General features: G+C 66.9%; 16 protein-coding genes. 10 read left to right on the top strand and 6 right to left on the bottom strand.

From position 1 onward, the window contains the following. Positions 1–339 precede the first annotated feature (339 nt). Positions 340–1,206 carry an LLM class flavin-dependent oxidoreductase gene (locus tag ACIO9K_RS08650; protein ID WP_400328011.1) on the top strand — a complete coding sequence of 289 codons (867 nt, stop codon included), beginning with the start codon at positions 340–342 and terminating at the stop codon, positions 1,204–1,206. 378 nt (positions 1,207–1,584) lie between these two features. On the opposite strand, the gene ACIO9K_RS08645 is transcribed toward ACIO9K_RS08650, so the two are convergent. Then, entirely contained in the window at positions 1,585–1,812 is a 228-nt protein-coding gene (locus ACIO9K_RS08645) for a transposase (RefSeq protein ID WP_400328009.1), read from the bottom strand. Between the two features lie 63 nt (positions 1,813–1,875). Continuing rightward, positions 1,876–2,736: an ISAs1 family transposase gene (locus ACIO9K_RS08640; RefSeq protein WP_400328007.1), complete on the bottom strand. Its 861-nt coding sequence runs from the start codon at positions 2,734–2,736 to the stop codon at positions 1,876–1,878. A 282-nt stretch (positions 2,737–3,018) separates the two neighbouring features. Between ACIO9K_RS08640 and ACIO9K_RS08635 the strand changes: the two genes are divergently transcribed. The 4 genes from ACIO9K_RS08635 to ACIO9K_RS08620 all read left to right on the top strand — a co-directional run bounded on the left by ACIO9K_RS08635 (position 3,019) and on the right by ACIO9K_RS08620 (position 6,389). Beyond that, complete coding sequence (locus ACIO9K_RS08635; RefSeq protein ID WP_400328005.1) at positions 3,019–3,498, top strand: VOC family protein; 480 nt, start codon at positions 3,019–3,021, stop codon at positions 3,496–3,498. A 208-nt stretch (positions 3,499–3,706) separates the two neighbouring features. Continuing rightward, positions 3,707–5,254, top strand: coding sequence for a recombinase family protein (locus ACIO9K_RS08630; RefSeq protein WP_400328003.1), 1,548 nt, complete (start codon positions 3,707–3,709; stop codon positions 5,252–5,254). 479 nt (positions 5,255–5,733) lie between these two features. After that, positions 5,734–5,889 carry a hypothetical protein gene (locus ACIO9K_RS08625; RefSeq protein ID WP_400328001.1) on the top strand — a complete coding sequence of 52 codons (156 nt, stop codon included), beginning with the start codon at positions 5,734–5,736 and terminating at the stop codon, positions 5,887–5,889. Positions 5,890–5,891: 2 nt separating this feature from the next. Beyond that, on the top strand, positions 5,892–6,389 hold the full coding sequence (locus ACIO9K_RS08620; protein WP_400327999.1) for a hypothetical protein: 498 nt from the start codon (positions 5,892–5,894) through the stop codon (positions 6,387–6,389). A gap of 461 nt (positions 6,390–6,850) precedes the next feature. Here ACIO9K_RS08620 and ACIO9K_RS08615 read toward each other — a convergent pair whose 3' ends face one another. Next, positions 6,851–8,074, bottom strand: coding sequence for a helix-turn-helix transcriptional regulator (locus ACIO9K_RS08615; protein WP_400327997.1), 1,224 nt, complete (start codon positions 8,072–8,074; stop codon positions 6,851–6,853). A 210-nt stretch (positions 8,075–8,284) separates the two neighbouring features. On the opposite strand from ACIO9K_RS08615, the gene ACIO9K_RS08610 reads away from it, so the two are divergent. From ACIO9K_RS08610 to tgmC, 4 genes are all read left to right on the top strand, one after another. Then, on the top strand, positions 8,285–8,524 hold the full coding sequence (locus tag ACIO9K_RS08610) for a hypothetical protein (RefSeq protein ID WP_400327995.1): 240 nt from the start codon (positions 8,285–8,287) through the stop codon (positions 8,522–8,524). Between the two features lie 1,081 nt (positions 8,525–9,605). Beyond that, on the top strand, positions 9,606–9,884 hold the full coding sequence (tgmA, locus tag ACIO9K_RS08605) for a putative ATP-grasp-modified RiPP (RefSeq protein WP_400327993.1): 279 nt from the start codon (positions 9,606–9,608) through the stop codon (positions 9,882–9,884). A gap of 1 nt (position 9,885) precedes the next feature. Next, positions 9,886–10,857: an ATP-grasp ribosomal peptide maturase gene (gene tgmB, locus ACIO9K_RS08600; protein ID WP_400327991.1), complete on the top strand. Its 972-nt coding sequence runs from the start codon at positions 9,886–9,888 to the stop codon at positions 10,855–10,857. Continuing rightward, complete coding sequence (gene tgmC, locus ACIO9K_RS08595; RefSeq protein WP_400327989.1) at positions 10,854–11,987, top strand: ATP-grasp peptide maturase system methyltransferase; 1,134 nt, start codon at positions 10,854–10,856, stop codon at positions 11,985–11,987. Before tgmB ends, tgmC begins: the two co-directional genes overlap by 4 nt. Before the next feature lie 109 nt (positions 11,988–12,096). Here the strand turns inward: tgmC and ACIO9K_RS08590 are convergent, their stop codons facing one another. After that, positions 12,097–12,348 (bottom strand): GntR family transcriptional regulator, encoded by a 252-nt coding sequence (locus ACIO9K_RS08590; protein ID WP_266272921.1) that lies wholly within the window; start codon positions 12,346–12,348, stop codon positions 12,097–12,099. 162 nt (positions 12,349–12,510) lie between these two features. Between ACIO9K_RS08590 and ACIO9K_RS08585 the strand changes: the two genes are divergently transcribed. Continuing rightward, a complete protein-coding gene (locus tag ACIO9K_RS08585) occupies positions 12,511–12,858 on the top strand; it encodes a hypothetical protein (RefSeq protein ID WP_400327987.1) in 348 nt (115 codons plus the stop codon). Positions 12,859–13,462: 604 nt separating this feature from the next. Here ACIO9K_RS08585 and ACIO9K_RS08580 read toward each other — a convergent pair. After that, the gene (locus ACIO9K_RS08580) at positions 13,463–13,780 is read right to left on the bottom strand and encodes a Tn3 family transposase (RefSeq protein WP_400327985.1); all 318 of its coding nucleotides are present in this window, start codon (positions 13,778–13,780) and stop codon (positions 13,463–13,465) included. Positions 13,781–13,810: 30 nt separating this feature from the next. Continuing rightward, a complete protein-coding gene (locus tag ACIO9K_RS08575; RefSeq protein WP_400327983.1) occupies positions 13,811–14,293 on the bottom strand; it encodes a tyrosine protein phosphatase in 483 nt (160 codons plus the stop codon). Between the last annotated feature and the right edge of the window lies 1 nt (position 14,294).

The raw sequence follows: 14,294 nt of genomic DNA, 5'->3' as shown, positions 1-14,294 counted from the left end.
CACACCGTTGGTTTGAGTGAAACCTGTGGACCTTGCGAAGGTTGGTTAAAGGATGTTATATGGCTCGGTAAATGAGCTCCGGGCCTGGATTGGCGCACTTCTCGAAGTCTTGACCCCTGTGGTACGTTCCAGGCGAAGGTGTATCTGATCCGCTTCGTCGGCTGCGCGCGGTGAGCGGAGACCCCTTATTTCGACAGGGTTCGAAAGGGTTCGACAGGAGCGGAAAATCCTGTGGATCGCGGACCTGAAGTCGGTATTCATCTGGCTCCCGCCAATTCATCGACCGCCCGCCTGGCAGGCGGCCGTGCCCCGCAGGCAATATCTCGACAGGGAGGTCTCATGGGTCTGCAATTCGGCTTCTGTTTCGGTACCTCGTTGCGTCATGACGTGACGCGGGACCACTTGTGGAAATTGCTCGACGCGGTGGAGCAGCACGGATTCGATTCGTTCTGGTTCTACAACAACAACGGGGACGACATGCCCCCGCCGCTTGAGCTGGCACGGGAAGTGGCCCACCGGACATCTGCCTTGGTATTCGGTCCGCACGTCCTGGTCGCCGCCGGCCTGGAACCCTCCGCCGTGGTCCGCGAACTGACCGACCTGTACCGGCGGTCCAACGGCCGGTTCGTCGCCCAGCTCGGCATCGGCGGCCCCCGCGAGGCCCTCATCCTGGACCCCGCCGAAGCGGCCGCCGCCCTGGAGGACATCCTGCGCCGCCTGCGCCGCCTCGTCGGGGAGTCCGCCGGGGAATCCAGCGGCAGCGGCCCGACCGGGGTGCCGCCCGTGTGGCTGGGCGGAGGCAGGGAGAGGACCGTACGGCGCGTCGCCGCCCTCGCGGACGGCTGGGTCCCCGCGTTCATCACCCCCGCCGAGTACCGCCGGCGCCTGAAGGTCCTCGACGAGGAGCGCCAGCACCTCGGCCGTACCGAGCACATCACCCGCGCGGTGCAGCTCGTCTACGTGCCGCCCGCCATCGACACCCCCGAGCTCCGGCGCGAGCTGGACGCCGAGGTCTCGGCCCACAAGCAGGGCTGCACCAGCCGCGACGTCTATGCCGTCGGCGGCGACCGGGCGTTGCGCGAGCGCCTGGCCGAGTTCGCGGCCGTCGGCGTCGAACACGTCATCCTGGTCCCCGCCCGCGCGGTCCCCGACTGGGAGGACGAGATCGCCCGGGTCCACCGCACCGTCACCACGTCGTTGGGGTAGCACTTCCGTGGCTGCGTGGCTGCGTGGTTCTCCCTCGCCGGAGCGGTGCTTCACCGGTGGCGGGCCCTGCCACGGGTCCGCCATCACGTCCGCAGTCGGAGTCGTCGGCCGGTTCGACGTCCTTCTTGGTCTATCGGGAAGTGCCCTGCAATGAAAGATAGTTGAGCAACCTGGCGGCAGTAGTGGCTCGCGCTGGGGCCGAGGCAACCGACGATGTAACCCACGGCTGAACGCCGAGAAGGTCAGCGGCTGGGTGATCGCGGCCGCTGTCGCTTGAATCCGGTTGCGGGGCACCTCATCGCTTCGGGAGTGCGCCCTTGCCCTTTGTCGCCACCAGCGACACAGGGGCGCGTCTTTCTCGCGGATTGTCTGGGTTGATCACGTGATGCCCAGGGTGGTGAGCGGTCGATTGGCGTCGCGCGCGTGGTGGCGGAGTCCAGCGGCGATGTTGTCGCAGCCCGTCAGCCGGAGGGCACCGATGGCCAGGTTCCGCAGTGCGGCCATCGCGCGGGGAGCGTTGCCGGTGCGAACACGGGAGGCGTCCTCGGTAAAGGTGACGTCCCTGACATAGTGGACCTTGTTCTCGATGCCCCAGTGTTCCCGCACGCGACGGGCGACTCGGGCACCGTGGCCTGCTGCATGGTCAGGCTGGTGACCGCGTAGAGGCGTTCAATGGTGACCTTTCCGGTGCGCACGAGCCGTCGACGGCGGACGATCTGCACCGCCTGCTCGGCGTGGGGGAAGGGGAGCCGGGTGACGGTGGCCGCCTTCATTCCGGATCTCGTCTCGGCCGTGTGAGGTGGCGCGGGTCTTGTCCATCAGCGGCACGTTCTTCCAGGGCAGGCTCTTGAGCTGGGCGTGCAGGGTGGGGTGGTTGCCCTTGACCAGGGCGATGTAGTGGGCGCGCTTGTCCTCGACGAGGAAGCGGGCGTGCTCGACCTGGGTGTGCATCGCATCGAACGTGACCACCGCGTCGAGCGGGGCGAGCAGGGGCCGGAAGGCGGTGATCTCGTTGCTCTTTACATCCACCTCACGCTGGGCGAGGACCAGGCCCTGGCTGTTCATCGCGGCCAGGATGTGGACCTGGGTGCCATCGGCGCGTTGGGCTCCGCGCACGGTCTTGCCGTCCACGGCCACGGCCGCTCGCCGGCTGGAGGCGTCGGTCCGGTCGGCTGTGCGGCCAGGCTCGGCGAGCCAGGCGCCGATGGCCGCGTCCAGCGCGTCGCCGTCGACGCGCTGGAGCACCCGGCGCGTTGTGGCCTCGGTCGGAGCGATCGGCCCGGTGTCCGGGTTCCGGCAGGTGCCGCCGAGCCGGAACAGTACCGTGGGCGGGGCATCGGCGGCCCACTCCGCGATCGCCGCCAGCGACTTGGCCCCGGCGAGGACCGCGCAGGTGGCCAGGGCCAGGACGAAGACCAGTGGGTGGCGCCGGCCCCGGGGACCGCGCGGATCGGGAACGGCAGCCAGGCGGGCCAGCAGCCCGGGGCGCTCGTCCGGCGTGGGCGGTGCGGCATCGGCGAGTTGACTCAAGCTGGCGGGGATGGGCGATGATGAGCAGGCAGGCACGGTCTTCCGTCGTGGTGATCAGGGATTCGACACCTCATGATCACTGGAAACCGTGCCCGCCTGCGTCCCGGACCCGGGTAACCACCGCTGCTACCTGATCACTCATCAACCTGGGTGCTTGACGAGAACGACGCCACCCTGCTCTCGCGGCGCCAGCTGACACCCCACAAGGTGTCATCGCCTGGCGTGTCGGGCGACGTTCACGGGTAAGCCGTGAGTGTCAGCCCCGGCAGCTATAAGTGGGCCATGGCATTGCACTGGAAGCTGGTCATCGACGCCCATGACGCACCGGCACTCGCGGACTTCTGGGCCGCAGCCCTGGAATATGAGGTAGAGGACCCCAGCAAGCTCATCGAGCGTCTACTGGCCGCCGGACAGATCGGCGAGGACGCGGTGGCCGAGCACCGCGGCCGCCGGATCTTCCGTGGCTACGCCGCCGTCCGGCACCCGGAGGACCCGTTTGACGAGCTCAGCGGCACCGGACACGGCCGAAGGCTGTTGTTCCAGGACGTGCCCGAGGGCAAGGACGCCAAGAACCGCCTGCACCTCGACGTCCACAGCGAGCCCGGCGGGCTCGAAGACCTGGTGGCGCGACTGGAGTCCCTGGGAGCCGCCAGGGTTCGCGAGGTCGACATGGGCCCGGCGGGACGCTGGTGGGTCATGCTGGACCCGAACACTCCGGATTCATGGTTCTGGAGTGAGCCCCGGTGTCGACCGTCACCCTGACCCGCGACCAGCAGGGATCGCCCCACTCCCAAGGGAGTATGACCACTGCCGACCCTGCCCGGGACCGAGGGCACCGTGTTCTCCGGGCGCCTGCGGGGCGTCTCGGCTATCCGACTGTCCGTCCTAACGGACGAGACCACCAGCCCCGAACGGCAGCGCGAGGCCAACGACCGCGCCGCCGAGATGAACAACATTGACTTCGGCGAGGATGACCAGCGCCGGGAAGCTGTCGACCTTGACGTGTCGGCGAGCAAGCGCTCCGTGGGAACGTCCGGAGCTTGGCAAGTGGCTCGCGGACCCCGACAGCTTCGACGTGATCGTGTGGTGGCGCTTTGACCGCGCCGTCCGATCGCAGCAGGACATGCACAACCTTGCTGAGTGGGCGAGCAAGCACCGAAAGATGATCATCTTCGCCGAGGGCGTCGGCGGAGGGATGCAGCAATTCGACTTCCGTAACCCGCTCGACCCGATCACGCGCATGATGCTCAATCAGTTTGCTTTCGCTGCCGAGATGGAAGCGTGGTCCATCAAAGAGCGCGTCATGGGTGCGCAGGCTGCCATGCGCAAGATGCCGTTCCGGTTCAAGGGCGGTCGCCCGTCCTACGGGTACAAGATCGTTCCCATGCCCGCGGAACACGGCGGGGTCGGCAAGACGCTCGCGCAGGACGAGAGCGCCGTCAAGATCATCATTCGCATCATCCGGGACATGCTGAACGGCAAGACCATCACGCGGATTTGCCAGGAACTGGGGCGCGACAAGGTTCCGACCCCGCGGGACCACTGGTCGGTGAGCCAGGGCCGGAAGACCGGAGGCAGGACCGGCGGCGCGAAGGGCGAGAGCAACACCCGGGACGTGTTCAAGTGGGTGCCCACGGTCCTTAAGGAGATCCTCACGAACCCTGCGCTACTGGGCTGGAAGATGCACAACGGCGACCCGATCCGGGATGCCGACGGTGCCCCGATCCTGTCGACCGAGGACCCGATCCTGACGCGCGAAGAGTTCGACGTGATCGGGAAGCTGTTCGACGACCGGAAGCGGACCGAGCCCCGAGCCATCCCCTTGGACGCTTCCAAGTTGCTCCGGGTCATCCACTGTGGGACGTGCGGGTCACGCATGTACCACCAGACCAACAAGAAGCAGCAGCGCGCGTACACGTGCGGCGGGCACCTCACGCGGGTCAAGTGCACCGCCCCAATGACGATCCGGGCTGACTGGGTCGAAGACTACGTGGAGCGGGAGTTCCTGGCCCTGACCGGCCGTATCCGGATTCAGCGGACCATCATCACGCCCGGGTACGACCCGGCGCAGGAACTCGCGCACGTCCTCGCCGAGTATGAAGCCCACCAGAAGCAGCAGGGCAAGCAGAAGTCTCGTTCGGCACAGACGTCTTGGCAGGCACGGGCCGATGCGCTCGATAACCGCATGGCAGAGCTGGAGAACACCCCTGCCCGTCCCGAGAAGCGCGAGAAGGTCGCCACGGATGAGACGTTCGCCGATCTGTGGGCCGTGTCCGATGACGACGCCCGCCGGCTACTGCTGCTTGACGCCGGGGCACGGCTGGAGATCCGCAAGGGGGTACGCGGCGGGTGGCGGACGCTCGACCCGCGCCGTGTGGCGTTCGCAGTGACCGGCGACCTTGACCCCGCGGTGGAGGAGTGGGCCGGACTCCGGGAAGAACTGACCATGACCCCCGAGACTGCTCCCGCGGTCGGTGCCCGGATGCGCATCGCCGAGCCCGTCGGGGCAGCCGCGTAGGGCACCAGCGTCCCGGGTGGTGACGGGTGACGCAGATGACGGAGAAATCAGTTTTCTTTAGACAGCGGGTGTCTAAGTAAAACCAGAAATTGCCGCACCTGCGTCACCTCATCACCCCGGGAGATCGCCCCACTCTCCATAGCGGTAGAGGGAGGACGGTCGACCGCGCGGCGGGAGATCGTCCCCCTCTCCACCACAGTAGGGGGCCGTACCGCGCACCCCACCGACGGAACCGACAGGCCGAGCCTTCACATCAGGGGCGACGCTCTGTGCCCCTATGGTCCGCCCGTTCGCTCCCTGCAAAGACCAGCGTCACTGCCCCTTCCCGAATCCGCGGGCAGGGGCCTCTTTATGCCGCTGACAGGCGGCCCACCGGAGATAGCACCGTGAGTAACCCTGGCCGTTCCGCCTACACCTACGAAGCCCGGGCGACCGCAAAGCTCCGTCTACGCGCTGATTCGTTTCAGTACAGCGCCGCCATGGAGCACCTTGCCGAGCTGAAGCGCGACCGTCCCGAGCAGTACGACCAGATGAACCCGCTCTCTCGAATTTCGCTCGGCCACTACGAGATCGCAAAGGCTGCCGCTGTGCAGCTCGGCCGCAGTGTTTCCGCTCCCACCGATCGTGAGGCCTGACCATGAACCCCGACGTCTCCAAGGCTGCCGACAAGCTCGCCAAGCTGCGTGCCCAGGCCGACAAGTTCACGGCTCCGCTTGCCGAGGCCGTAGCCGCCCTAGCAGTCGCCGAGGAGGCCGAACAGGCCCGCCGTGCCGAGCGAGCCGCCGAGTACGACCGCGCGTTCGCCGCTTCGTGGCGTGAGCGCGCACAGCAGGCCAGCGACGCTGACAAGGCCCACCGGGAACGGTTCGCCGAACTGCTGGCCAAGGAACCGTGGTTCATGGCATACACGGCGTCCCGGGCCGAGCGATACAAGCGAGAGAAGATCATGCACGCTGCCCAGCGCGCCCAGTCCGCCACCGGCCAGCCGGGCACCGTGCCGGAGCCACGCATATATGACCTGCGCCTGATGGAGGACCTGATCGAAACCACCGAGCGCATGGCCACCGCGATTGCCGAGGACTACGCCGAGGAACTGGACGCCAAGCGGACCGCCTACATAGCAGCGACGGACTGACATGGCCGTTGACGCACTCGACCCCGGCCCGGACGGCACCTATCCGCATTTTCCCCGGGACGCGCAGGGACGGCCCGTCTGGTCGGACGCTCCAACTGGCCTGCCAGTAACCAACGGTGGGGCGCCGATGCCGCGCGGTGTCCAACCGATGAGCGACCCCCACGACCCCGGCCGACTGCTGGCCGTCGACGTGACACCGAGGAAGCCGGACGGTCGACCGATTGACCCGCCGGTGATTCCTCCGCGGGCTCCGGCATGAGGCACACGTCCGACGTATGACCGACCGACACAGGGTCGCAGCCCCGGGCCTACCCTACCCGGGGGCCTCCCCTCTCCTGGCCAGAAGCACGGCAGGGAGGCAAAAAACTCGCATGGCTCATTAGACCATTCTTGCGGACCGTTACGGCCCCACTTCGATTCCCTATTCGGATTCGAAGTGGGGCCATTTTGTGTTCCGCCGATCAATCCGCAGACTCTATCTGGAGTCGCATTTCTTCATATGCTTCTCGGAGGTCGCGTGCATCGGAAATCTTGCCGGTCTCAACGGCATTTACCACTTCTAGGGCACGCCAGTGATTTGACGGTGCCACTCGCCCTGAGAGCATTGCGCGCTGCGCCGCATAGCATGCTTCATCAAGGCGATTGGTGGTTACCAAAGAGAGCGCGAGATCAATATTTGCCGAGGCCACTCGGCGAGGCCACTTGGTCAGGTCGTCCGGCGGCGAAAGCCGCGAGATAACCTCTCTTGCATAGGTTTCTGCCGCCGGATCTCCGAGCCATGCCAGAGTGGTTGCGGCGTATGCAACAGCTTTTGCAGGGTCGTACTGAAAATGATGCTCTGGCTGATCCGGCGTGCCGATGGAAGAGGAAAGGGCTTGCACTCGATCTATTGCCGAATATGTTTCATTCGAATATCCAAGCCGCGCGAACGCCCGCCCTTGCTGAGCGATGGCTTGAATTTCAACTGAGCTTCCGGCCGGAGCCAACTGCTGGGCTGTGGCGCTAAGTTCCGCCGCCCGCGAATAGTGGCCATCGGTTAGCACCCGCCAGGCGTCGGTCTCAAAGCACCAAGCTTGAATTTCCGAATGCCCGGCATGCTGCGCCAAGGTCATTGCCGTCCGCAGCCTGGCTGTTGCAGCATCTTGCTGGTTCAAATCAATGTGCAGCGTGGCGCCGAGCAGTGAAAACCATCCGCCTATGACCAGCAGTTGCCGGTGTTCCTCCAGAGTCTTTCTTGCATCCATCAAGCCAGTCACATACGACGAATACTTTCGCACCTGGCCCAATAGCTCATGCGGAGCCACGGTCGGGTACTTTACGGCCAGGTCGTGAAAGGTCAGTTCTAGCCGTTCAATAGTTTCTTTTCCAACATCGCTGGCTGAAACTCTGCGCGCCAGCTCCAAGGTTTCGATTTCGTCGTCATAGGCCGGCGGTGCGGTTGCGGTAGCCCGCATAACCTGCGAACGCCCCTGATCCACGCCACCGTACAGAATGGCGTCAAGCTCGGCCAGCGTCACCCTCAACACCTTGACAAGAGTGGGGCGCTGCCAATCCTGCGGATCGACTTTTCCGCTTTCCCATCTCGCCACCGTCGAGCGGTCGACACCCACGCTCTGAGCCAAGGAATCCTGAGTGAAACCAAGGGCCTTGCGCCTTTCGATAAAGGCCCTGCGCCGAGCTGCCATGTCGCCTCCCTGTCTCTGAGTAACTGTTCTAGCAGGTCAGGGCACTCGATGCAGTAACTATGAGACAGGGATGCCACAAGAGTGCGTCATCCATGCTCTGTTCACGCGGGGCCTTTGGCCCTGAACTGGTGCCTCGCCCAACGTCCGGCAGTGATCGGAGGGATTGTGATGCGGCGCAAAGCAACTGTGATCAGCGCTGCCCTGGCAGCCGTGGTCGGACTCGGACCCACCGTCCTGGTGCTCGCCCTCGGCAACCTCGACCCGCAGGCCGGGCGCCGGTGGGTGTGGGCGTTCTTCGCCCTGGCGGTTGCCATGCTCGGCATCGTGTACGGCGGAGACTGGGAGAACTGGTTCCGACGCCGAAGACAGGCGAGGGCGCGCGTCCGCAGGGCGCTGCACCACGGCTCGGCGCTCTGCCGCGAGGCTCGGCGAGGACGTACCGGATCGTGATCCTAGAGACCGGGATTCTCCCGCGCGTACCTGACGGGCTGGGGTGGTCACCGGGCTGGTGCTTCCCCTGCGGCACGAACCGGGACGTGGTGCCGATACCGGCGATAGGGCTCCGCACGGTCATGACGGTCTGTCGGTGGCACTACGGCCGGTACTCGGCTCGGTTCGTCCGGACGGTTCAACTCAGGTCCTGGTATGGGCTGTTGCGCCGTCCACGTCTCCGCCCCGAGCGGCCCAAGTCTCCCGGAGTGATTCCCCCGCGCTCCGGGTCACCCGCCGGTCCCACCCGGCGGAAGGGCGCGTGCGGCGGCGCGCGTCGGTGGTCCTGGTTCAGCCCTCCGGCGCGGACCAGGACCACTACCCGCTAGACCCCCCGGCGGTGCCTGTGCCCGCCCGGGTAGCACATCCCCCGCCCCGGTGACGGGACTTGGACGGCTCGGACGACCGGGGCGGGGTTCGGCCTCAGAACTTAGCGACGGAGAGCAGCGGATGTACGAGTGCCCCGAGGGCGTCGGACACACGGTCGAGCGGACCGAGGAATCCGGCGCCGTACAGAGCGGCCCGGGTGGGCCGGTCTGGCGGTGCACGACGTGCGGCCGGTGGGGCGCATTCCTCGCCGGCGCGTGGGCCGCACTGTTCCCGGGTGAGCTGGAGTTGTTCCCCCTCGGCTGGATGAAGCCCGGCGAGCCGGCTCCGATCCGCAGGACGCACCCGCTCGGGCGCGGAAGCTAGCGCCCCCTTGATCACCCGTCCTGGCGGACGAAAAGGGAATCACCCGCCAGGACGGGGCACCACGCCTGCCACACGGCAGGTGGCTCGCTGCACACCGACGTGAGGTGAGTCGTTGTTCCCCGGCGAGGAGTTCAGTCCGGTGCACGGCCGTCCGTCAGACGTGACGGCGCACCGGCACCGGCCCGTACTCTCGCCCGTCCGACGGGATACCCCGCAAGGGGTGAGGAACAGCACCGCCCGCCCCGGCCGCCTTACGTGCGTAGGTCGGGGTGGGCTTGTCCCGAACCCTGCTCTCCCGCAGGGTGGTTGAACCTACTTGGCACCGCCACGACAAGGAGGAACAGCACAGATGACAACAACACCCGCACCGTGGGGCACGGGTCGAATGGCGCCGTACGCGCCCACCCCCGCGGTTCCGCAGTACACGCCCGTGATCGACCCCGAGACACAGATTGCCGTGATCGTGGACGAGCACGGCCGCACGGTCGAGATGGGTGCTCACGGCACCAGTACCAACCAGACCGGTCCCACCACCACGGGCGGCGGCGACGGGCAGAGCGGCGGGCAGAACACGCCGTCCGACGTGGACACCATGCAGTCGAACGACCAGGACCAGGGCACGGGCTGACATGACACCGGATCGGAACGGGGCCGTACTGGTCCTCACCAACCCGTACGACGTGACGGCGGACCTGGTGCTACGCCGCTTGGCTGACCGCCGAGTACCGGTCGTCCGTGTCGACCCCGGCACCGATCTGCACGCAGGTGCCTCGCTGTCCGCCCGCTACGGGACAGGTGGACAGCGAGGCTCCCTCCGCACCGCAAGCCGGACGCTCGACCTGTCCAACGTCCGTGCCGTGTGGTTCCGCAGGCCGTCGCCCTACGACCCCCCTCCCGGCATGGCGGAGCAAGATGGCAAGTTCGCTGCCGCACAGGGGTTCTGGGGCACCGGGGGCATCCTCGCGTCACTTCCCGGGGCGCACTACGTGAACCACCCTTGGCGCATCCGCAATGCGGAGTACAAGCCGGCTCAGCTCTCGGCGGCGAGCCGGAACGGGTTCCTGGTGCCAGACACGATCATCACAGCGAACCCGGACGAAGCTCGGGAGTTCTGCACGTCCCAATCTGGCGGCGCGGTCTACAAGCCGTTGTGGGACAGCCGGTACCGGGATGCCGAGGGCGCCCTACAACAGGTGTGGGTGCGCGGGGTCGACCCGTCCGAGATCACCGATGCCGTGTCCCTGTGCCCGCACCTGTTCCAAGCCAAGGTGTCGAAGGTGTTCGACGTACGGGTGACTGCCGTAGGCGACCGCCTGTTCGGGGTCCGCGTGGACAGCCCCGATCTTGACTGGCGCTACCGACAAGACCTGATGACGTGCGCACCGATCGAGATCCCCGAGGCGGTCGCACGTTCGGTTGCGGCTTACCTTGACGAACTCGGTTTGGTGTACGGCGCGTTCGACTTCGCCGTGACCTCTGACGGTTCCTGGTACTTCTTTGAGTGCAACGCAAACGGCCAATGGGCATGGCAGCCGACGGAGACAACTGCCGCTATCGCCGACGCCCTCGCCGACCAACTACAGAAAGGCCCCGACACGTGAGCACATCGGCCGAACTCCGCGCCGCCCTGGTGGACGGGTTCACTGGTGACGACATGGTCACCGATCCGGCGTGGAACCGCGCCGCCAAGTCCGTCCCCCGGGAACTGTTCGTCGGGTCTTACTTCCTGCCCGTGGAGGGGACCGCCCCCACCGAGTACCGGCCCGTCCAAGAGGGCGAACCCGGTTGGCTGGCGGGCGTCTACACGAATCAGACCCTGATCACCCAACTCGACGGCCGTATCAGGCCCGAGGACGGTACGGCGAGCGGTTCGCCGTCTTCGTCGTCCACCCTGCCGTCACTGGTGCTGCGAATGTGGCACCAGCTCGACACCGAGGCCGGGCACCAGGTGTTGGAGATCGGTACCGGCACCGGCTACTCGACCGCTCTTGGTGCGTACCGCCTCGGGGACGCCAACATCACCAGCATTGAGTACGACCAGGTCGTGGGAGAAGCGGCTGCTGCGGCACTCAAGTCCGCCGGACACGCACCCCGGCTGATCATCGGTGACGGGCTGCTCGGCGACCCGGACGGGGGCGAGTATGACCGCCTCATTGCCACCTGTTCGGTTCGGTACATCCCGCAACCGTGGCTCTACCAGGTCAAGCCGGGCGGAAAGATCCTTGTCACCCTCTCCGGCTGGTCGTATGGGTTCGGCCTCGCGCTGCTCACCGTGACCGAGCCCGGAGAGGCCACGGGCCGCTTCCTGCCCGGGTGGACGAGTTTCATGATCGCCCGTCCGCACGACCGGCCGCCCCGTCAGAGTCTCGCGCTGCTGCCTGGCGACGAACGCCCGAGCCGGATCGATCCCGAGATCATCAGCACGTGGACCGGTGGTTGGGTGGCTCAGCTCGCGGCACCCTCGGCCGAGCGGATGGGCGCGGGCGGGCAACAGATCCTCTCGGACGTGGCCACGGGATCGCAGGCCCGGACCATGCCCAACCCCGACGGAGGGTGGACCGTGATTCAGCGCGGACCGCTCCGACTCTGGGACCAAGTGGAGAGCGCCATCGAAGCCTGGCAGGCCGCCGGCGAGCCCCACCAGGACGGTTTCGGCATCACGGTCTCGCCCCTCGGCCAGCGCGTGTGGATCGGCAGCGAGGCCGGTCCAGGTTGGAACCTGCCGATCTGAGCCGGATACCCGGAGCCGGGACGCAGGGGTGCCAATGAAAGAACCACCCGTGCCGACTCTCGCGCCCAACTCGGCCCCGTCCCGCTGGTCTCCGGCAGGGCGGGGCCTTCTACTTTTCGGGGGTCCGCTCGGCCACGTACGTCCCGCGCTGCGGCACGGTGTAGACGTACCCGCCTTCGCGCAGATGCCGGACCGCTCGACGGGCCGTGTCCCGAGCCACGCCCCACCGCTGGATCAGTGCCGACTCGGACGGGATCGGACGGTTCACCGCGAGAGCCCCGGACTCAATGTCGCGGATGATCTCCGCCGCAATCTGCTGGTACGGCGGGGTGGGTGCGTCGTAGTCGATTTCCGAGGCCATGGGCCAAGGGTAGACAACTGGCCACATCCCGAGCTATGTGCCTACGTAGGTAGACGAGGGTATAGGAGTTGCCTTACCTTCGAAGCCGAAAGAACCCCCGGCGCCGCTTAGGACCGGCTCCGGGGGTCGAGTGTCCGACAGCTAATTGGGAGCTGAACGAACATGCGACACCTTATCGCCCTCGCCCTGCGCACCGCCCTGCGCCTGGTCCTGCCGGCTCGGGGGCAGCACTGTGCTGTCTCGGCCGAGCCGAGGCCGGTCCTCGCGGCGGTGGCTGCCCCGATCACCGCCCGGCGAGCCGACTACGAGACCCCGTATGTAAGCGCCCTGGTGCGCCCCTACGTCGACCGCAACGCCTGGTTGGCCGAGCTGGACGCCATGCAACGCGAGTTCGAGGAACGGGAGCAGCAGCGCGCGCGGCGCGAGGCACTGCGGGCAGTCGTAGCGGGGCAGCCGGACCCCGGATACACGTTTCCCGGTGCGCACACCCTCGCCGGGGCGGTGGCGTGATGACCCTCGCTGCCATGGAGAAGTCCACATGCGGCGACCCCCGCCCCGGGAAGACCGACGGAGCCCCGTGCAACCGTAAGCCGTTCCACGGGGGCGACCACTCGAACCGACTCCGCGAGACCTGGCCCCGCCTCGCTCCCGTGCGCTGTGTCCGCTGCAAGGGGCCCGCCCCGAAGCCGGTCCCCGTGGGCCACCAAGAAGCCGCGAGCGGGCCCGGGTACACCGTGTGGGCTTGCTCGCTGTCCTGCCCCGAGTAGAACCCCCTCGCCCCGTCCGGAGCCGATCCGGGCGGGGCACTCTCGGCCCTGCCGTAGAACCCCTAAGACCGCCTCTCCGGAGACCCGGAGGGCAACGAGTTCTGCGCCGCCGGTTGATCGGGACAGCCGTTGTCATGGAGTGCTTCGGTTGCCGTCCGACCTACCTGCGGCGCTTCCTGGGCCGCGCCGTATCCAGGTCGGTCTGAGGCTCCCCGCTGTACGGGAGGTGCTGGCTACCTGGCGGAACCTCGCCATCGGTGCCCTTCGGCTGACGGGCTACGACAACATCGCCGCCGGACTCCGCCACCACGCACGTGACGCCAATCGACCGCTCACCACCCTGGGCATCACGTGATCAACCCAGACAATCCGCGAGAAAGACGCGCCCCTGAGATCTGCGCGAGGTCGAGCGGGTCGACAATCCAGCCCTCGGCCTGTAGCTGGCGCACGACGTCGGCGATATCCAGGGTGTTGTGGAAGATCACCAGGTTGGCCAGCAGAGAGGTGAACTTCACGTCCTTCTCCTGCTCGACCGGATCGTTCGCCGCCACCGTGCCGTGCTGACCGAAGCACACCCAGTCGGAGAAGCCGTTGAACGCCTCGACCTTGTTCGTCGCCGCCGTCACCCGCACCCGCAGCGGCGCGTCCGAGAGGTACCGCGGCATTCTGTGGAATCTGATTTGTCAACATCATGCCTATTTGAGCAGTTCCATCGTCCACTCTCGCTGCTCGGCGGTGTCTGGGACGGCGAGCCCGCGAGCTCGTTCGATCTGGTGCCAGGAGGTGTCGGGATCGACGCCGTTGAGGATGAGGAGTGCGGCGGCGAGGAGGGACGAGCGTCCGATGCCGGCTCGGCAGTGGGTGACGACGTGTGCGCCTTCGTGTAGCTGTTCAGCGAGTCTGTGCAGGGTGGGCAGGATCGTGGTGAGGTCGGGGACGGTGCGGTCGGGGATGGGTATGGCGACGAACTGCAGCCCGGCTGTAACGGCTCTCCAGGGTTCGTCTGCGAGGCCGAGGTCGTCGAGTTCGGGTCCGGTGAGCGCGCAGACCAGGATGTCGACGCCGCAGTTCTTCAGCGCGGTCATCTCGTCTTCGAGCCAGTCATTGCCACGGGGTCTGGCCATGGTGCTCAGTCGTCCCGGGCCGGGGAGGTCGACGGTGAAGAGGGTGGGTCGCATG

The sequence above is a fragment of the Kitasatospora sp. NPDC087271 genome (assembly GCF_044744605.1).
In the GTDB taxonomy this organism is placed as follows: domain Bacteria; phylum Actinomycetota; class Actinomycetes; order Streptomycetales; family Streptomycetaceae; genus Kitasatospora.
This window is presented reverse-complemented; position numbering and strand designations above follow the sequence as displayed.